This window comes from Sphingomonas sp. ACRSK, assembly GCF_022346685.1.
Classification (GTDB): Bacteria; Pseudomonadota; Alphaproteobacteria; order Sphingomonadales; family Sphingomonadaceae; genus Sphingomonas; species Sphingomonas molluscorum.
In genome coordinates, this window is sequence record NZ_JAKRNR010000028.1 from 22,455 (window position 1) to 38,825 (window position 16,371).

The following is a 16,371-nucleotide window of genomic DNA, read 5'->3' on the forward strand; positions in this document are numbered from 1 at the left end:
AAGGAGCGTGGGCCGGAGAGACAGGCATGCGCGATGAACCCAAGGCTTAGCGTCGGGGTATCCCATATCCGCATTCGATCATAGCTCGACCGCAGCCAGAGGAGCGAGCAAGGTCCACACGACGCCCGAGGCGGGAAACTCCATCTCGGCACGGCCGCGCAAGCTGCGGCTCACGGCCGTGCATATCAGCCGCGACCCAAAGCCCCGCCGCTCGGGCCTGACGACTGGCGGGCCACCCCGTTCGGCCCATTGCATCCAAAGCTCGGCTTCGGTGCCCGAATCCAGCACCTTCCATGTCAGCTCGATCGTGCCCGCCTCATTGGACAGGGCCCCATATTTGATCGCGTTCGTCGCCAGCTCGTGAAAGGCGAGGGTCAACGTCATCGCCGCCCTGGGACCGATCATGACCGTGGGGCCGTCGAGGCGAAGCCGCTCCGCGTAGAGGGTGAAGTGGCCCAGCGCATTTTCCGCCAGCGCGGGCAGGGGCGCCGCCTGCCAGTTGTGGGATAGAAGCTGCTCGGTCGCGTTGCCCAGCGCCTCCAATCGCTCGTCAATGGAAGATCGGGCGTCTTCGATCGAATCGGCCGCCTGCAAGCTCTGGCTGACAAGGGAACGAACGACAGTGAAAATGTTCCTGAACCGATGCTCAAGCTCACGAATCCGGGTTTCAGTATCGACCATAACTCTACGTGCCCCCTACCCGGCTACTTAGAGCAATCGGGAGCCCAGGACGAACATTTTGCACGTCCGCGTGGAGCACAGAGCCAGACGCCGCGTTATTGCGCTGGTCGGTGGGACGGCTGCGTAAGTGCTTGGTGCGACATGACTACACAAGGTGGGATCAGCGGCCTTCGCGTGCTGGTTGTCGAAGATGATTATTGGGTCGCGGCCACGCTGGTCGAGATAATAACCGAAGCAGGCGCGGAAGTTGTCGGCCCTGTCGATTGTGTGCGGGACGCCCTGACGGCGCTGGACTCGTCGCCTCATGTCGCCAGCCTCGATGTGCAACTTGGCTCCGAAACCTCGTTCCCGATCGCGGACGAACTGGACCGTCGTGGCGTGCCCTTCATCTTCGCCACGGGTGCGGCCAGCATGATCCCGGCTGCCCACGCCTCACGCCCGACCTTCCACAAGCCCGCTTCGCGCGAGCTGCTGATCGGGGCGCTTTCTGGCGCGCTCAACCCTGCCTAACAGGGCTGCTTCACTGACGCGATGCAAGAGGCTCAAAAGGAAACGCCCCCTCGTCGTCCAGCAGCTCGCCGGGTTGCATCGGGCCGGCTCCGGTCGCGGCGTCGATCGCGGCTTGCAAATGGACGGCGGTGGCCGTCGCGCCTCGGCCGCTCCGATCCAGTTGGGCCAATGCCATCCTCATAAGCGAGAGGGCTGTGTCGTCGTTCGTCATAGACATGCCTCGATGGGAACCCGGAGCCTTGACGGAACAAGGGTGTCCCGGTCTCGATCGGTCATTGCGCGGCCGATCTCCACGGCGTTCTTCCCGGCGCGCTTGACCGCGTACATGAGCTGATCGACCGCGTGCATCAACGAGGGTTCGTCACGCGGGGTATCAGGGTGAATCAGCAGCGCGCCCATGCTGCACGTCACCGGATGAGACGTGTCGGCCAGAACCGATGACAGGCGCTTGTGGAGCGAGCGGGCGAAATACACCCCTTCCTCGGCCGAATGGACGGGAAGCAAAAAGGCGAACTCGTCGCCGCCGATCCGGCCGAAATCGTCCTCGCGCCGGATGGTCTTCCGTGCGCCCTGCGCGAAGGCGCGCAGCACCTCGTCGCCGGCAACATGGCCGTGGCGGTTATTGATGCCCTTGAAATCGTCGAGATCGAGGATCGTGAGCAGGAAGGTTTGCCGGGCAGGCACCGCTAGATCGAGACGATGGATCACGCGCTCGCGGAACGTCTCCTTGTTGAGCGCATCGGTCATGCGGTCACGCACCGCCAGGTGGTGCTCCCGATCAAAGGACCGGCGGAAGCTGAGAACAATGGCGGCGACGATAACATAGGTGACGGCGCGCACGGCCATCCTTGCCCCGAGCAGGGCGGGGGAGAGCCCTGGAAGTTCGGCGAGATGCGGCACGACGGCGAGAACGGCCGCGACGATCGCCACCAGATAGCCAGCACGGCTTCCCAGCGCCCAGCAGGCGGCGCAGACGATCGGCATATAGAGCGGCGCGAGACCAATCCGGGGAAAATGCGCGTTCGCCAGCGCCAGCGCCGTGACGCTGAGGAGAATCGCGAACCAGGCGCGCTCACGCGGCAGGGAATGAAGGCGATCGGCGAGGCGGCCGACAGGCAGATGACTATTCACGCATGTCCTACTCGGTCAAAAGGTTCTCCAAGCTCATTCCCGTCCCAAGTGTTCCCGTGCAGCCGGCGGCACGCCCCATTTCGGGGACGTGCCGGCCACTGAACCGGTTGTGGTTTAGCTGAGGTCCTTTCCTTCCCATCCAAGCGGGGCAACGCTGCGCTGTTGCTGCAAGATGAGGAGGACGAGATGGCTAAGAAGATCACCAACCCGGCTTTGTCGGCGATGCGTGAGGCGGCGGAGGTTGAACCGGCGCGCGCTCGGGTTCGATGCCGGAGCGCTCGCCACACAGCCACCAAGTGCGAGGATGGCAAGAAGCGGGAATGACAAGGCTGTTTTGGGCATGGCTCTCCCTAGAGGCTTGGCCGCTGATCGTAGAAATCGACCTGCATCCGCATGGCTCCGAGCGGTTCGACGAAATGCGGCTGTTCCGGAAGCACCAGCCCTGGCCGATCGGGTGTAAGGATCACCTCAGAGGCCGGATCGAGACAGGTAAGCTTCAATCTCCCTTCGATGACCCGGATCACGCCCCACACACCGGCCTTGGTGCGATGCTCGGAGCGCAGGGCAGCGGGCAATGTCACCTCATCGAATATGGGCGTCGAGCGGTAGGGAAGCACCATTATTTCTATGCTCCTACTTGGATCGTGCATCGCACCGGCTGATCCGCCTTCCTTGCGGTCTGCCGGCATCCTTCGATCTTTTCTCGATTGTCGCGCAGCAACCTGTCGGCCGCGACAATCGCCTCCCAGCTCGGCCGCGATGCGCTCGCCATAAGATGCTGCCCGGCATCCCACGGTGTCGCCTCGGCAAGAACCCGCGTCGCCATGCGTTCGGGCCATTGCCAGCTCGCCGGCGCGATCTCGCGCGCGACCATACCGGGCAGGAAGGACCAGAGGAGGATGCCGATAAGTAACCCGCCCAGCCCGAACCATAGTTGACGGTTCTTTTGATCCCGCGCCGTCAGCGCCGATTGAACGACGGTGCGCAGCTCGCGCCCCTGCTGTTTCATCTCGTTGGTGGCGGTGGCGAGGGCGGCATGATCGGCGCTGCGAAGGTCGGCCGCCGCTCGATTGATCTGCGTCGAAACCTGCGCAGGCGTCATCGCCAGCGCCGGCGACTTCACGATGGCCGTCGTAACCTGGTCCAGGCGTCCGTTGATGCCGTCCAGCCCTTGGACGACATGCCCCAGCGTCTCGGAATAATCCGGCACGTCGATGCTGGTGCGCTCGGCCGCCAGTCCCTCGATGGCGCGGCGCATCAACGCTAGTTCGCCGCGCTGCTGCTCGACCGCAACGCGCACCTGCTCGAACGCCTCCGTTGCCGCGTCGCCGCCTTCCTCCCATTCCTCGTCCGCCATTGTCTCTCCTTATCGGCTCAATCCTCGGTCGCGGCCAATTTCCAGCGAACGGGTCAATTCCTGGCTGATCGGACGATCCCGACGCATCTCCAGCCCCAGCTCGGGCGCGCGCCGCCGCAGCACGGATTCGAGCTGCGGATCGCGATGCAGCCCTCCCGCCAAGCCATCCATCTTCTTGGCCGTGCGCTCCGCGCCGGCACGATCGCCGCTGCGCGCGAGCTCGGCCCGCTCGCGCGCCATGCCTTGCCAGCGCTCCACGAAGCGGTCGGCGCGCAGTTCGGGATTGGAACGGACCTGGGCTTCCTCGGCCATTGCCCGCGCCGCCCCGCCGGCTTTGCCTTCGGCCGCGTCGCGCACCAGTGCGGGGTTGCGCTCGAACGCGGACGACAAATCCCGGGCCGCCTGGGGGCGCACCCGATCGAGCGCGTCCCCGGCCTTCGCCAGCGCCTCTTTCTGGTGCGGGAGCACAGGCAAGCCCTTCTCGCGCATCCGGTCCATATCGGCCTGAGCGCGCGCATAGCGTTCGATCGCCTTGGCCTGATTGGGCGCGGGCGATCCCCGCTCGGAGCCGGTGTTAATCGGACCCCCTTTGCCGTCGCGCGCCGGCTCGGGCGACGTTGGTTTCGGGCGGAAGCCGGCGAACATGCCTTTGGCCTTCGCCTGTACTTTGGCGACCATCTCCCGCGCGAGTTCCGGGAACCGGATCTCGCGCCGCTCGGCGAACGCACGCACCCGGTCATGCTCGGCCGTAGCGCCCTCACGCCCATAGTCGCCGGCCATGTCCTTGGCGCGGTCACGCGACAGGACACGGGCGAGCTGACGCTGATCGGCAAAATCATCACGCCCATAGTGGAGCTGCGCCCCGTCACGGTGCCGCGACATGCCGACATAGGCCCCGTGCCGGTCCATCCCCGGCGTCGCCAGCACATGCGCGCGATCGACCGTCACGCCCTGCGATTTATGGATGGTCGCGGCATAGCCGTGATCGACAGCGGCATAGTCCTTGAGGTCGAACGCGACGCGGTTGCCGCCATCAAGCCTCACCGCCATGCGCCCCTCGCCCACCTGCTCCAGCGTGCCAAGCGTGCCGTTCTTCACCCCCATGCCACGCTCATTGCGCAGGAACATGATCCGGTCGCCGGCCGCGAAGTCACGCTGCCCCCGCTCAACGGTGATGCTGGTGTCAGCGCCCAGCCCGCCTGACGCGCGCACCCGCTCGCGCGCCTCCTGGTTCAGCTCGCGCACCTCGGCGTTGGTGTGGGTGAGGATGATCCGGGTCTTGTCCGGCTCGGCCTGGCGCTGGCAATCCCAGCCCTCGACCAGCTCGCCCCGCGCCGCCTCGCGCGTATCGGCTGCCTGCACCATGCCGTGATCGGCATAGGCGTGCAGCGCCTCGGCCGTCCTGCCCGTCGCCAGCGCGCGCGTGGCGTCTTTCTGCCAGTCCTCGCGCTGCCGGCGAACCTCGGTTATCTCGGCCGCGCCATGCCGCTCGGCGATCGACCGGAACGCCGCGCCGGCTTCGATCGCCTGCAACTGCTCGGGGTCGCCCACCAGCACCACCTTCGCGCCGGCATCGCGGGCATGGGACAGCACCCGCTCCATCTGGCGGGTGCCGATCATGCCCGCCTCGTCCACCACCAGCACGTCGTTGCGGGAAAGCTGGTCGCGGCCCTGCGCCCACGCATGTTCAAGGCTGGCGATGGTGCGGGACTGGATGCCCGATCCGCCCTCAAGGTTCTCGGCCGCGATCCCGGACAAGGCCGCGCCGCGCACCTGATAGCCCTCGCGCTCCCACGCCTCGCGCGCGACGCCCAGCATCGCCGACTTGCCGGTGCCGGCATAGCCGATGACCGACGCCACCCCCCGGCCCTCGGTGATATGGTCGAAGGCGTCGCGCTGCTCGCCCGACAGCACCAGGCCGCGCCCTTCCGCCGCCTCCAACGCGCCCGCGCGATGACGATCAGAGACACCATGCCCGCTACTGCGCGCAAGCTCGTCGCCTGCGCGCTCAAGCCGCGCCTCGGTCGCGATCATCTCGCGGGAGGTGAACCGCTCCTGGTCGCGTCCGTCTTTGCCCAGCGCCACAAGCTCGGGGCTGGCGCGCACCGCCGCCATCACCCGGTCGAACTGCTCCTTGCCGTCCGAATGGCGATGGACGAACATCGCCAGGTCGCGGGTGGTGAAGGTCGATTGCTGCCGCGTTATCCCGTCCAGCGCGATGCGCGGATCACCGATGATCTTGGTGCCATTCTCCCGCGCGATACGCCGGTGGTCATCAGCCCGCTCGGCATCCTCGCCGCGATCGAGGCGGCGCATTCCCGCCGGACCGATCTTGTGCTGCGGCTCCAGCGCAATGCCCTGGTCGGCATAGGAGCGATGATCGATCCGGCCCTCCAGCCCAAGCTCGGCCATGCGCTCGTTCACATGGGCGCCCCATGCCTCGCGCCACTCCTGCAAAAGCTCGGTGCCGTTCCAGTCCCGGACCTTCTTGCCGAACCCCTCTGGTCCGACTTCGCGCATCGTCATCATGACATGCGCGTGCGGCTTCGGGCTACCGTCGTCCGCCTTGTCCCAATGCACGTTGAGGTCTGCGACCATGCCGCGATCGACAAACTGCTTCTGCACGAAATCACGGGCGAGGCTCACGCCCTGCTGCTGATCCATCTCGCGCGGGATCGAGAACTCGACTTCACGGGCAAGCTGCGCGTCCTTGCGCTTCTCGCCTGCCTCCACCTCGTTCCAGAGCACGGTGCGGTCGTTTAAACGCTCCGGCGAGCCCTGCGGTAACATCACCTCGGAGTGGATGACTCCGGCCTTGTTCGAGAAGTCGTGGTGGCGGTTCAGCTTCTCATCGAACAGCCGCGATGCCGAACGATAGGCAGCGGACGCGACGGCGCTGGAGCCCTTGGCGCGGCTGATGACCTTGGCGCTGAAATGATAGATCGCCATCGCGACCACCATGATGCACTTCTTAGCGCATGTCGGCAACGACGTATAAGCGCGCACTCACCATCCGCTCCGCTCCAGGCTGATTGACTGACGTGCGTTTCCATTATGGGTTGCCTGCTCGTTCCTGCTTGCTAGGCTGCGGGGAACCTGACGCGGAAGGAGAGAGCACCATGCGTAAGGTGCGCGACTATGACGCGGAGCTGAAAGCACTGGAGAGCCGCGCCAAGGCGATCAAGGCGCGTCGCATCGAACAGCTCGGCCAGCTCGTCTCCGCCACCGGGGCCGATGCGCTCGACATGGAAACGCTCGCGGGCGCGCTGCTCGATGCCGTCGCCATGAAGGATGCGGCAGCGAAGGAGGCGTGGCGCGCGAAGGGCTCCGCTTTCTTTCAACGGCGCGGGCGCAAAGCTGGCCGGACCGCTGGCGGCAACGGCGACAGCGGGAACACGCAACCGGGCGCTGATCCAGCGCCTGGAGGCGGCGCGGCGTCGTAACGATACGCGGGACTGGGTCGTGCAACGCCGGACACGCACCCGCCACCTGATCGAGCTGGGCGGGCTCGTCCAGAAAGCCGGCCTGGTCGAGCTGATCGAGGACGATCGCGCGACGATCTACGGCGCGCTGCTGGAGCTGGTCGACCGTGCTCGCGGCGACGATGCCGACGACACGCTCGCACTGTGGAAGCGGCGCGGCAAACGCGCGTTCAACGCGGAAGCGGAGCAACCAAATCCGCTTGCTTCGGCGCTAGACGCTCACCTCGCTTCCAAACCGTCGGGACACAAACAAGGAGAACCCTGATGCGTCGATCGATGCCCTTCTTCACTGCCGCTTGCATGCTGGCGCTCACTGCGTGCGAGCGCTCACCCAATGAGGAGCCATCCTTTCCGCAGGCTGGCAATGTCGCCGCCGCTCCAGCCACCTCATCGAACACCGGTACCAGCGCTGAAGGGGACTGGTCCCCGCTTTATGCCCTCGCCGGACGCAGTCCGCTCGAGAGCGGCTTGCTCGATAGCAGCACCGTATCGGACGATCTCGCCCGGCTCCTCGGCGACAAGCTGGCTGTGCTGAAAACGAACCTGCAAACCGCCTCGCCGCTTGAGCGTCAGGGACAGCTGATCTTCGCCTCCGGCAACAAGCCCCATGAAGGCGGGTCGGACGCGGCATATATCCTGATCGATCCGGCCACCAAGGCGCTGGAAGTCGGCCTTTGGCAGCGTGGCGAACTCTCGACATACAAAACGCCGGGGTCGAGCATCGCGAAGCCCAAGGACATTCAGACCCTGATCGCGAACCATCGGTGACGCGCGTTCGACACAAAGCGCAATGTGAAGGAAGAACTGTCGTGAAGAAGATGCTGTGGGTGTTGCCGCTCTGCGTCGTGCTGGCCGCTTGTGGCCGTGCCCCCGCCGATACGCATGGCCTGGAGACCGGTGAGACGCTGCTGACCGTCACCGGAACGGGACGCACCGAATCCGCGCCCGATCAGGCGCTGTTCACCGCCGGCCTGTCGAGCGTGGCGGCTGACGCCAAGAGCGCTAGCGGGAAGAATGCTCAGGCCATGAGCCGGATCACAGCCGCGCTGGCCCGCCTGAACGTGCCCGCGCGCGATATCCAGACGCGCAGCCTGTCGGTCAATCGCGTGGATTATGGCCCCAACAAGGGCCGCTTCGAAGCGAGCAATACCCTCACCGTGCGGATGCGTGACACGGCGCGGGTCGGTGAGGCGATCGCCGCCGTCACCGATGCCGGCGCGAACATCGTGTCTGGCCCTGACCTCTCCGTTACCAATCCCGAGAAGGCGAACCTGAGCGGCTATGATGCTGCCTACAAGTCCGCCCGCGCCAAGGCCGAGGCTTATGCCAAGGCCGCTGGCCTGCGCATCGACCGAGTGCTCGCGATCCACGACGGCGGCCAGGGCGGCTACATGCCGCAAATGGCGGCAATGGATGCCCGCATGGTCGCGCCGCCGCCCGTGTCTGTGCAGGCGGAACAGGCGTCGGCTCCTGTAATGGCGGGGACCAATGCCGGAATGGTGACGGTGCGCGTCAACTTCGCGCTGGCCCCCAAATGAACACCTAGCCACCATACCGCGAGAAAGGATGAAGCCGTGACGCCCCTCCTCGACCTCGATGCGATCCGCCGGGAGGTTCGCGCGCTGGAGTTTGAGCGCGGCACGCCGGCTGATGTGGCGGAATGGCGCGAAGCCGATGCCCGCTGGCTGCGGCTGTTGGTCGCGCAGGCCGTCACCGACATGGCGCGCTACCCTGCCCGGCCGGAACGCCCCGTGCTGTTTCTGCTCGATGAGTTCGCCGCCCTCGTCCGACTGGAGCCGGTGGAGCGCGCGATGGGGCTGATGGCGGGCTATGGCCTCCAGCTCTGGTCGATCCTCCAGGACATGCACCAGCTCCGCGCGCTCTATGGCGAGCGCGCCGGCACCTTCCTGTCCAATGCCGGCGTGGTCCAGACGTTCGGCGTCAACGATCATACGACGGCCGATATGCTTTCGCGCACGATCGGCGACACGACACTGGAATATGCGACCCTCAGCACGTCGCGCGGCACGGGATGGGGCGACAATCGCGCCGGTCCTTCGGAAAGCGTCAGCACGCATGTCACGGCGCGACGTCTCGTAACCCCCGACGAAATCATGCGGATGCCGGCCGATACGCTCCTGCTGCTGCGCCAAGGCGAACGCCCGCTCTGGGCCGGCAAAGTCCGCTATTATGACCAGCGCGAGTTCGTCGGCCTGTTCGACCCGGCGTGACCGCACACCTCTGTTTAGGGAAGCGTCTCCCCTCTCCGCCGGCGGAACGCCCGAAGGCACACACCGCCGGTTTCGCCTGGCTTCTCCGGGAAGCCTGCGGCCGATAGGCCGCTTTGGTGACGGCGATAGCCGGCACGGATCAAAGGCGCATTGGCCGTAGGCCAATTCCGCATTGCCCTTCTCAGGTCCACGGTTTTGGGTGAGCCTTGTCGTTAAAAGATTCTGTTAAATAGGAATCGTTAAACAAGTTAAGTCGCTCAAAAAGCGAAATCTTGCTTTGTTTATCAACTGCTTGCCGGACAGCCCGGTGGGTGAAACCCCGTGATTCGGTGTGTGAAACCCCGATAGTTCGGTGGGTGATACCCCGATGCCAAGGTGGGTGAAACCCCGAGACTCTGGAGCCGAAAAGGGGCCTCCCGCGCCAGTTATCCACAGCCTGGCTGGTGACTCCGGCATCGCCCGAAGCATGTCAGGGTTCAGGCAGCATCGCTGGCCGGTGTGTGAAACCCCGATAGTTGGGCTTGCGGTGTGTGAAACCCCGATAGTCAGCGGCGGCCGGCAAGCCGGTCCATCTGTGCATCGACTTCCTCGGCCCGCTTGCGCTCGGCGTCGAAACGGGCGCGCCGCTCCTCCTCAGCGCGCATTCTCTCGGCGAGAGCCAGTGCCTCGGCCTCGCCGCGGAGCCTGAACAACACGGCCGGGCTTTTGTCCGTCGTCTCGGTCAGCTCCATCGCATAGTCGGGGAGCTGGTCGGCCTCGATCACCCGCCGAAGCATCCGGTTGAACTCCTTGGGCTGGGCATCGCTGCCGGTCTTGTCGCGAAGCACTTCTACCCGGCAAGTCCACCCACCGCGCTGCGTGCCGGCGTGCTTTCGCGCGATACGATAGAGCGCCCGCTCCAGCCCTCCGGAGAGCAGGAAATAGTCGGGGTGCATGGTGAGCAGCGACTTCTCGTTGACGATGCCCTCATAGACCCAATCCGAGAGGGTCAGCGTCATGCCGCGCGGCTGCTCCGTTTCGGCGTCGGTGTCGAAGGTCCAGCTGTCGAGCCAGTTGAAGCCAGCCTTCTGCCGGCGCTTCGTCGCGCGGATCGAAGTTGTGATCGAAGTCGTCTGGAGCCGGAGGAGCGCAGCTTGCAGCTCCTGATAGTCCCTGCCCCCTGTGCTGCGCTTGATCGCCCGCAGTAGGTCGTAGGGCGTGGTTGTCAGCGTGCGGGGCAGATCGTTCAGCCCCTGCTGCTTCATGCGGTTGAGCGTGGACGCGGCCCATATCAGGATATCGGCGTCCCAGATCGTGGCCATGCCGTAGTCGGGAATGGCTTGGACGCGCACCCAGGCCTCGCCATCCGGGCTGCGATACTCGATCGGCTTCAGCCGCTTGCGCTTCTGGAGCGAGAAGAACGGGCGCTCCATGACCTCCCGCTGGTCCTTGAGCGGAAGATCACCGAGCGCCGGAATGAACAGGTCGAACTCGGGATTGGGATCACGCCGCTTGCTCACGGCGCAAACCTGGTGTGTCCCCGCTGGACCAGATACTGGCGCAGCAACCGCTCGGTGATAACGGTAAGGGGCTCCCCGCCCTCCTCGACGCTGAGCTGGCGCAGTGTGCGGTGCATGTCTTCGGGAATGTGGATCAGCACCGGCTTCTTGCCGGGATGACTGCTGCGCCGGGCAGGTGCTCCCGGGGCCGACGTGTCCGCCGCACGCCGCGACCGACGCGGGACGGCAGGCTGCGGCGCGGGAGTTGCATCGGCAACGAGAGCCGGTGCCGGTGCCGGTGCCTGTGCTTGTGCCTCGGGCTCGTCATCGAAGATGCCGGCGAGCGCGGAAGTTTTCTTCGCCATCATCCAACCTCGCTTACTTGCTTAGTCGTAAAGCCGCTTAGTCGCTTAGCCTCATCATAGGCGGCGCGCAACTCGGCCGCCGCCTTGCTGTCCGGGTCCGTCTCGGCCGCCGTTCTGCCGAGCGGCGTGGCCTTGTAGAAATCCTTGCGGAAGTGGAGGCGGCTGTCGAACATCGTCACGCCCTTCGCTGCGAAGCCGGCATGGGCCTCCTGCCCCTCCCCGCCCTGATGCGGAACCTGCGTCAGTATAACGGCGAACGGCGTGCCTGCCTGCTGCACCTGCTTGACGGTCTGCAACACCGAATGGACGTCCAGCCCTCGCGGCGCGACAGGGATGATGACGAAATCCGCCTGCTCGGCTGCGAGCATGGCAATGTCCTTGGAGTTCGCCGGCGTGTCGATGATGATGAGGTCGATCTTGCCGCTGCTGCGCCCGCGCGAGACGTGGAGCGGCAGACCGGCAACGCTGCTGTCCTTCACCATCACGTCGTCGTCGTCGCGGCGTTCGGACCAGTAGAGCGCCGATCCCTGGCGATCGTCGGCATCGAGGATAACGACCGACGCCCCCTCCCGCGCCGCCTCAACGGCGAATCCGGTTGAGAGGGTGGTTTTGGATTGCCCGCCCTTTTGCGCGATGACGGCCCATACTTGCATAGCTGCTGCTCCTACTAAGCGGCTAAGCGACTTATGGAGCTTAGCCGCTTAGTCGTAAAGGGTCTTAGTCGCTTAGCCAGGTTTGTCTTCAGTTCCGTCGCCGACCGGATCGTGGCGCATCGGGCCGTGCCCCTGAACGGGGCACAAAGGCGCGCCCGCTGTCTCCAGCCATTTGCGCGCGGTCCTGACGGTATAGCCGCACGTCGAGCACTCGCATTTCAGCATCCGCGCCGCCTGCTTCCTGGGCCGAGTAGTCGCGCTGCCTGTATCGAGTCTGGCATGGGGAAGGGGACCGACCGCAGCGAGGATCGGTGCAATGGCGGAAAGGAAGGCGTCCCGGGGGTGGTGGCGCGCATTGGCCCGACCAGCCCCAGCCCGACTGAGACCCGTTTAAACGCTCTTCCGTGTCCGGCCGCGATCCCGACCGCCGCGTGGACCAGCTCGTGCGCGAGGATCGCGGCGATCTGCGCCGGCATCGCGTCGGGGGCGTGGGCGAGGTCAGGCCGGATGAATATCTCGAAGTGGCCGTCGCCGCTGCGCCGGTTGTCCCAGCACTCGCCGATCGCCTTGCCCTTGGCTCCCCTGCTGGTGAAGCCGATCGCCACCCGCACGCGGGAGGGAAGGGGGGCGTCCAGCGCCTCGAACAGCGGCGCCATGCCGGCCACCACCCGGTTCAGCCAGCTTTCGCGATTGTCCTGCTCCATCTCGTGCTCCCTTCAAATCGCCCACGGGGCGATGGCCTCAGCCATCGACCCTGCCTCGTGGCGAACAGCGGGGGGTGAGGGGGCAGCGAGAATCTGCCGGGGTGGTGCGGGCGCAGGCGTAGCCGAGCCACGGCCCGGCTGATTGCCGTTGCAGGGAGAGGGGGCAGCGCCCCACTTTCCCTGTCCTGACGGGAGCTTCGCCGGCATCGCCGGCGACCATCTGGCGGGGAAGCAACCCCCGCCTACGCGAGCGATCGTCACCCGGCAGGGACGAGACGCCGGTATGGCGGCTCGGTCGGAGCGCAAGCGGAGATAGAGCGCGGTCCCGCAGGGACGCGCCGCCATGCAACTATTCCCTAGCGCTTGGGTTTCTGCTAGGATCGGCCATGCCTACCGTTCTGCGCATCAACGGCCTGCGGGTCGTGATCTGGCCAAATGATCATCGGCCGGCGCACGTCCATGTGAAGGGCGCAGACGGGGAGGCGGTGTTCAACCTGCATTGCCCCGGCGGACCGCCGGAGCTGCGCGAGAGCTATGGGTTCAGGCTGGCCGACCTGAACCAAATCGCCGATGCCCTGGCGGCCGCAATCGCCGCCCTGTGCGCGGAATGGAGGACGATACATGGCGATTACTGAGCGCGATCTGGCGAAGGCGGAGAAGCGCATGGCGGCGCAGCGCGAGGCTGGTCATGCCGTATCGGCGCGCTATGACCGGCGGCGTTCGCGGGTGGTCGTGGCACTCAACACCGGCGTCGAACTGACCTTCCCGACCCAACTCGCGGAAGGGCTGGCGGATGCCTCGCCGGACAGCCTGGCCGAAATCGAGATCAGCCCCGCCGGACTCGGCCTGCACTGGCCCAGGCTCGACGCGGACCTCTACGTGCCCGCGCTCCTGCAGGGCGTGTTCGGATCGAAGCGATGGATGGCCCGCCAGCTCGGTGCCGAAGGAGGACGGTCACGCACCGCAGCCAAGATCGCCGCTTCACGCGAGAACGGCCGCAAGGGCGGGCGGCCTCGGAAACCGATGGCTGCTGGAGCCTAAAAGGGCGAAAAGTAGTTTGTCGCTTAGTAGCTTATTCGCTTAGTTGGTGTCGCAGATATTCTGGCATATTGCCGCAATTCCGAGCGATTGTGCGGCATCCCCGACATGGACACCGCGACCGACTTCACCGCGGCGATCAACGGCATAAACGGTTTGATCAGAACGCCGGGCACGGGATCGAGCCGCGCCGGCGATCCGCCGCAGGCCGTTCTCCTCATCGTCACGGACGGCATGCGCGACGAATATGTGCCGGCCAATCGCGAGCGCGCGATGGGCGCCATGCCGTCGCACCTGTGCGACATGGTGAAGGCGCGCAACGTGCGCATCGCCATGCTGAACACCAAATACCTGCCCGAGGCGGCGTCCGACGAATGGTCGATCGAGAACGTGCGCCAGCCGTATCTGGCGCCCGTCGACCGGATCACGCCCGCGTTGCAGAATTGCGCCTCGCCCGGGCTGTACCACCAGATCACCGTGGACGAGGACATCTCCTCGTCACTGTCCAACCTCTTCCAGAAGGTGATCCGCACGGCTCACCTCGAAAGGTAATCGCCATGGTCGATGGTCAACCGGAACGCAGTGCCGCAACGCTGGTCGTGCCCATGATGCAGGGGGACAATGTGCTGCGATCGCTGGTCGCCTTTGCCATCGCGCTGGCGGACGAGCAGAACGACGATCTCGCAGCCGCCATGCTGTCGCAGGCCCTGGACGTGATCCCGGATCGTGAGGAGGCTAGAAGCTCCGCCGCATGGCGAGCGTGATCGTGCGCGGGCGGGCGACATAGGTCTGGCCGATGCCGAAGCCGCTGGACGACACGCGCGCCGGTGCGCGCGCGTCGAACAGATTGTCCACGCCGATGCGGGTCGTCCAATCATGGCGACGGGTCGACAGATACAGGTCCGCGATCGCGCGTGCGGGTGTGCGTTCGGCATAGACGCTGTCGCGGTTGAAGGTCGAACGGCTCGCGCCGTTGCCGCTCACGCCGCCACCCAGGGTCCAGGCGCGGCCGGCCGATGCCTCCGCGAACGTCCAGTCGGCAAGCATGGCAAAAGTAACCGCAGGCGTGTTGGGCAGGCGATCGCCCGCATGGCCGATCCCCTCGCTGGTGCCGAGCAGCGTGTCGTCGGCGAGCCGCGCATCGACGACCGCGGTCGACAGCGCCACGCGCCAGTGCGGGGCGGTCCATGTCGCCTGTACCTCGCCGCCATGGATCCGCACGCTCGACAGATTGGTGTTGTAGACAAAGGCGCCATTGGCGCTGGTCGTGGCGAAGATCGTGTCGTTCCACGCGATCCGGTAAAGCGCCGCCTCCAGCCCGAGCCGACCGAGCAGCCGCGGCGCCTTTGCCCCCAGTTCCAGGCTCCACAGCCGGTCGGCGCGATAGCTGCGTTCCGCATCGGCGAGTTCGGGAGTGATGTTCACCCCGCCGGGACGGAACCCCTGTGCTGCGGTGGCATAGACCAGCACGTCGGCATCCGGCGTCCAGGCAAGCTGGGCCTTCAGGCTGCCCCCCGTTTCGGCAGAGCGGTGATCGCCCGGCTCGACGCCCGCGGTGCCGGTGATGATGTTGGGGATCGGGGTCGATCCGCGCGCATGGCGGATGTAGCGGTAGAGCCGGCCGCCCAGCGTCACCGTCAGCGTGGGCCGAATTTCGCGATACCCTTCCGCGAACACCGCCTGCTGGTCCAGCATGGTAGCAATGAGCCGCTGGCCGGTGATGTCGAGCGGGCGAACGGCGAGCCCGGTCGCGGCATCGGCGCGCACCGCATTACTTTCCACCCGGTCGCTACGATGTTCCACGAACACGCCGGCGGTCCAGCCCGAGGGCCCGTCGCCGGCATCGCGCAGCCGCAGCTCGCCGCTGGTGCTTTCCACCGACATCGGTTGGAACAACACTGCGGGCAGGCGCGCATCGACATAGGCGCCAAAGGCGGCTCGTGTGGCGGTGTCGCACCCGCCGGCGCCGATCGTGGCGGCGTACCGCAGGCATCCGGCGGTGGTGGGTCGCTGCGCAGCGACCACGCGCGTGAAGTCGAGTTGCTTGACGAGGCTCCAGTCGTAATGGGACGCGGTACCGACAACGCGCAGGCCGCCGGGGTTCCAGTGCACGGTGGCTGAGGCGAGCGAGAGTTGTTCGCGATTGGGCACGCGTACCGGCCGATCGGTGGATAGCGGCGGGGCGGCCGCATCCGCGCTGCCCGCGTCGCCGATCCGGTTGCGCTGGTGCAGCCAGGTCACGTCGAGGCGCAGGTCCTGCCGTGGTATCCAGGCGACCGCGACCCGCTCGCTTTCGCGCCGGCGATCGTCGGTATCGGCCCGGCCGAGCCGTACATTGTCGATGACGCCGCCCTCGCGCCGGCGACCGGCCACCACCCGCACCGCCAAAGTGTCCGCGACCAGCGGCGCGTTCAGGACACCGCTTGCCGCCCATCCCGGCTGACCGTGCGCGGTAACGCTGCCTTCCGCGGCGACCTCACCCGACAGGCGCGACGGATCGGCGCGGTTGAAAAGGGTGCGCAGCGTCCCGCCCATCGACCCCGCGCCATAAAGCGTGCCCTGCGGTCCCCGGAGCAGTTCGATCCGCTCGATATCGGTCAGGTCCACGTCTGGCGCGATCGCGCCGGCGTCGAAGGCGGTGCCCGATGGCCCGGCGACCGGGGTCTCGCCGAAATAGGTGCCGACCGTCACTTCCCCGGTACCGCTGACCCCGCGCAGCGTCAGCCGGCGCTGCAATGCAC

The 16,371-nt window shown here is 66.2% G+C and carries 20 protein-coding genes and 2 pseudogenes; 11 read left to right on the forward strand and 11 right to left on the reverse strand.

What is annotated here, in order from left to right; translation table 11 throughout:
- Window positions 1-78: 78 nt before the first annotated feature.
- Window positions 79-681, reverse strand: coding sequence for an HWE histidine kinase domain-containing protein (locus tag MHZ35_RS14225; protein WP_239436247.1), 603 nt, complete (start codon window positions 679-681; stop codon window positions 79-81).
- Between the two features lie 174 nt (window positions 682-855).
- On the opposite strand from MHZ35_RS14225, the gene MHZ35_RS14230 reads away from it, so the two are divergent.
- A complete protein-coding gene (locus MHZ35_RS14230; protein ID WP_061781011.1) occupies window positions 856-1,191 on the forward strand; it encodes a response regulator in 336 nt (111 codons plus the stop codon).
- Window positions 1,192-1,201: 10 nt separating this feature from the next.
- Here MHZ35_RS14230 and MHZ35_RS14235 read toward each other — a convergent pair whose 3' ends face one another.
- The gene (locus tag MHZ35_RS14235; RefSeq protein WP_042490936.1) at window positions 1,202-1,402 is read right to left on the reverse strand and encodes a hypothetical protein; all 201 of its coding nucleotides are present in this window, start codon (window positions 1,400-1,402) and stop codon (window positions 1,202-1,204) included.
- The gene (locus tag MHZ35_RS14240) at window positions 1,399-2,322 is read right to left on the reverse strand and encodes a GGDEF domain-containing protein (RefSeq protein ID WP_239436248.1); all 924 of its coding nucleotides are present in this window, start codon (window positions 2,320-2,322) and stop codon (window positions 1,399-1,401) included. The genes MHZ35_RS14235 and MHZ35_RS14240 overlap by 4 nt, the downstream gene beginning before the upstream one ends.
- A gap of 186 nt (window positions 2,323-2,508) precedes the next feature.
- On the opposite strand from MHZ35_RS14240, the gene MHZ35_RS14245 reads away from it, so the two are divergent.
- Window positions 2,509-2,646 (forward strand): hypothetical protein, encoded by a 138-nt coding sequence (locus MHZ35_RS14245; protein ID WP_156477841.1) that lies wholly within the window; start codon window positions 2,509-2,511, stop codon window positions 2,644-2,646.
- A 26-nt stretch (window positions 2,647-2,672) separates the two neighbouring features.
- Here the strand turns inward: MHZ35_RS14245 and MHZ35_RS14250 are convergent, their stop codons facing one another.
- The 3 genes from MHZ35_RS14250 to traA are packed head-to-tail and all read right to left on the reverse strand — an operon-like array spanning window position 2,673 to window position 6,628.
- Window positions 2,673-2,942 carry a DUF1971 domain-containing protein gene (locus MHZ35_RS14250; protein ID WP_061781012.1) on the reverse strand — a complete coding sequence of 90 codons (270 nt, stop codon included), beginning with the start codon at window positions 2,940-2,942 and terminating at the stop codon, window positions 2,673-2,675.
- Between the two features lie 5 nt (window positions 2,943-2,947).
- Window positions 2,948-3,679, reverse strand: a complete 732-nt coding sequence (locus MHZ35_RS14255; protein ID WP_061781013.1) for a DUF6118 family protein — start codon at window positions 3,677-3,679, stop codon at window positions 2,948-2,950.
- Window positions 3,680-3,688: 9 nt separating this feature from the next.
- Window positions 3,689-6,628 (reverse strand): Ti-type conjugative transfer relaxase TraA, encoded by a 2,940-nt coding sequence (gene traA / locus MHZ35_RS14260; RefSeq protein ID WP_239436257.1) that lies wholly within the window; start codon window positions 6,626-6,628, stop codon window positions 3,689-3,691.
- Window positions 6,629-6,798: 170 nt separating this feature from the next.
- Between traA and MHZ35_RS14265 the strand changes: the two genes are divergently transcribed.
- From MHZ35_RS14265 to MHZ35_RS14285, 5 genes and pseudogenes are all read left to right on the forward strand, one after another.
- Entirely contained in the window at window positions 6,799-7,122 is a 324-nt protein-coding gene (locus tag MHZ35_RS14265; protein ID WP_239436249.1) for a conjugal transfer protein TraD, read from the forward strand.
- 19 nt (window positions 7,123-7,141) lie between these two features.
- Complete coding sequence (locus MHZ35_RS14270; protein WP_239436250.1) at window positions 7,142-7,426, forward strand: conjugal transfer protein TraD; 285 nt, start codon at window positions 7,142-7,144, stop codon at window positions 7,424-7,426.
- Window positions 7,426-7,929 carry a hypothetical protein gene (locus tag MHZ35_RS14275; RefSeq protein WP_239436251.1) on the forward strand — a complete coding sequence of 168 codons (504 nt, stop codon included), beginning with the start codon at window positions 7,426-7,428 and terminating at the stop codon, window positions 7,927-7,929. The genes MHZ35_RS14270 and MHZ35_RS14275 overlap by 1 nt, the downstream gene beginning before the upstream one ends.
- A 50-nt stretch (window positions 7,930-7,979) precedes the next feature.
- Complete coding sequence (locus tag MHZ35_RS14280) at window positions 7,980-8,699, forward strand: SIMPL domain-containing protein (protein ID WP_239436258.1); 720 nt, start codon at window positions 7,980-7,982, stop codon at window positions 8,697-8,699.
- A 138-nt stretch (window positions 8,700-8,837) separates the two neighbouring features.
- A pseudogene (locus MHZ35_RS14285) lies at window positions 8,838-9,392 on the forward strand (type IV secretory system conjugative DNA transfer family protein); the annotation flags it as partial.
- A gap of 545 nt (window positions 9,393-9,937) precedes the next feature.
- Here the strand turns inward: MHZ35_RS14285 and MHZ35_RS14290 are convergent.
- From MHZ35_RS14290 to MHZ35_RS14305, 4 genes and pseudogenes are all read right to left on the reverse strand, one after another.
- Window positions 9,938-10,891, reverse strand: a complete 954-nt coding sequence (locus tag MHZ35_RS14290) for a replication initiator protein A (RefSeq protein ID WP_024021610.1) — start codon at window positions 10,889-10,891, stop codon at window positions 9,938-9,940.
- A complete protein-coding gene (locus MHZ35_RS14295; RefSeq protein WP_239436252.1) occupies window positions 10,888-11,238 on the reverse strand; it encodes a hypothetical protein in 351 nt (116 codons plus the stop codon). Before MHZ35_RS14295 ends, MHZ35_RS14290 begins: the two co-directional genes overlap by 4 nt.
- Complete coding sequence (locus MHZ35_RS14300) at window positions 11,235-11,888, reverse strand: ParA family protein (protein WP_093068411.1); 654 nt, start codon at window positions 11,886-11,888, stop codon at window positions 11,235-11,237. The genes MHZ35_RS14295 and MHZ35_RS14300 overlap by 4 nt, the downstream gene beginning before the upstream one ends.
- A 72-nt stretch (window positions 11,889-11,960) precedes the next feature.
- Window positions 11,961-12,592: pseudogene (locus MHZ35_RS14305) on the reverse strand (transcription elongation protein SprT).
- Window positions 12,593-12,978: 386 nt separating this feature from the next.
- On the opposite strand from MHZ35_RS14305, the gene MHZ35_RS14310 reads away from it, so the two are divergent.
- The 4 genes from MHZ35_RS14310 to MHZ35_RS14325 all read left to right on the forward strand — a co-directional run bounded on the left by MHZ35_RS14310 (window position 12,979) and on the right by MHZ35_RS14325 (window position 14,394).
- On the forward strand, window positions 12,979-13,227 hold the full coding sequence (locus MHZ35_RS14310; RefSeq protein ID WP_061939913.1) for a DUF4160 domain-containing protein: 249 nt from the start codon (window positions 12,979-12,981) through the stop codon (window positions 13,225-13,227).
- Complete coding sequence (locus MHZ35_RS14315; RefSeq protein WP_239436253.1) at window positions 13,214-13,633, forward strand: DUF2442 domain-containing protein; 420 nt, start codon at window positions 13,214-13,216, stop codon at window positions 13,631-13,633. The genes MHZ35_RS14310 and MHZ35_RS14315 overlap by 14 nt, the downstream gene beginning before the upstream one ends.
- A gap of 105 nt (window positions 13,634-13,738) precedes the next feature.
- The gene (locus tag MHZ35_RS14320) at window positions 13,739-14,182 is read left to right on the forward strand and encodes a hypothetical protein (protein WP_239436254.1); all 444 of its coding nucleotides are present in this window, start codon (window positions 13,739-13,741) and stop codon (window positions 14,180-14,182) included.
- A 5-nt stretch (window positions 14,183-14,187) separates the two neighbouring features.
- Window positions 14,188-14,394, forward strand: coding sequence for a hypothetical protein (locus MHZ35_RS14325; protein ID WP_239436255.1), 207 nt, complete (start codon window positions 14,188-14,190; stop codon window positions 14,392-14,394).
- Here MHZ35_RS14325 and MHZ35_RS14330 read toward each other — a convergent pair.
- On the reverse strand, window positions 14,366-16,371 hold a 2,006-nt coding region (locus MHZ35_RS14330; protein ID WP_239436256.1), incomplete at its 5' end, for a TonB-dependent receptor. The genes MHZ35_RS14325 and MHZ35_RS14330 overlap by 29 nt on opposite strands.

Coding starts and splice junctions, on each gene's coding strand:
- MHZ35_RS14225 (WP_239436247.1), bottom strand. CDS start 681: ATGGTCGATACTGAAACCCGGATTCGTGAGCTTGAGCATCGGTTCAGG.
- MHZ35_RS14235 (WP_042490936.1), bottom strand. CDS start 1,402: ATGACGAACGACGACACAGCCCTCTCGCTTATGAGGATGGCATTGGCC.
- MHZ35_RS14245 (WP_156477841.1), top strand. CDS start 2,509: ATGGCTAAGAAGATCACCAACCCGGCTTTGTCGGCGATGCGTGAGGCG.
- MHZ35_RS14250 (WP_061781012.1), bottom strand. CDS start 2,942: ATGGTGCTTCCCTACCGCTCGACGCCCATATTCGATGAGGTGACATTG.
- MHZ35_RS14255 (WP_061781013.1), bottom strand. CDS start 3,679: ATGGCGGACGAGGAATGGGAGGAAGGCGGCGACGCGGCAACGGAGGCG.
- traA (WP_239436257.1), bottom strand. CDS start 6,628: ATGGCGATCTATCATTTCAGCGCCAAGGTCATCAGCCGCGCCAAGGGC.
- MHZ35_RS14265 (WP_239436249.1), top strand. CDS start 6,799: ATGCGTAAGGTGCGCGACTATGACGCGGAGCTGAAAGCACTGGAGAGC.
- MHZ35_RS14275 (WP_239436251.1), top strand. CDS start 7,426: ATGCGTCGATCGATGCCCTTCTTCACTGCCGCTTGCATGCTGGCGCTC.
- MHZ35_RS14280 (WP_239436258.1), top strand. CDS start 7,980: ATGCTGTGGGTGTTGCCGCTCTGCGTCGTGCTGGCCGCTTGTGGCCGT.
- MHZ35_RS14295 (WP_239436252.1), bottom strand. CDS start 11,238: ATGATGGCGAAGAAAACTTCCGCGCTCGCCGGCATCTTCGATGACGAG.
- MHZ35_RS14300 (WP_093068411.1), bottom strand. CDS start 11,888: ATGCAAGTATGGGCCGTCATCGCGCAAAAGGGCGGGCAATCCAAAACC.
- MHZ35_RS14310 (WP_061939913.1), top strand. CDS start 12,979: ATGCCTACCGTTCTGCGCATCAACGGCCTGCGGGTCGTGATCTGGCCA.
- MHZ35_RS14315 (WP_239436253.1), top strand. CDS start 13,214: ATGGCGATTACTGAGCGCGATCTGGCGAAGGCGGAGAAGCGCATGGCG.
- MHZ35_RS14320 (WP_239436254.1), top strand. CDS start 13,739: ATGGACACCGCGACCGACTTCACCGCGGCGATCAACGGCATAAACGGT.
- MHZ35_RS14325 (WP_239436255.1), top strand. CDS start 14,188: ATGGTCGATGGTCAACCGGAACGCAGTGCCGCAACGCTGGTCGTGCCC.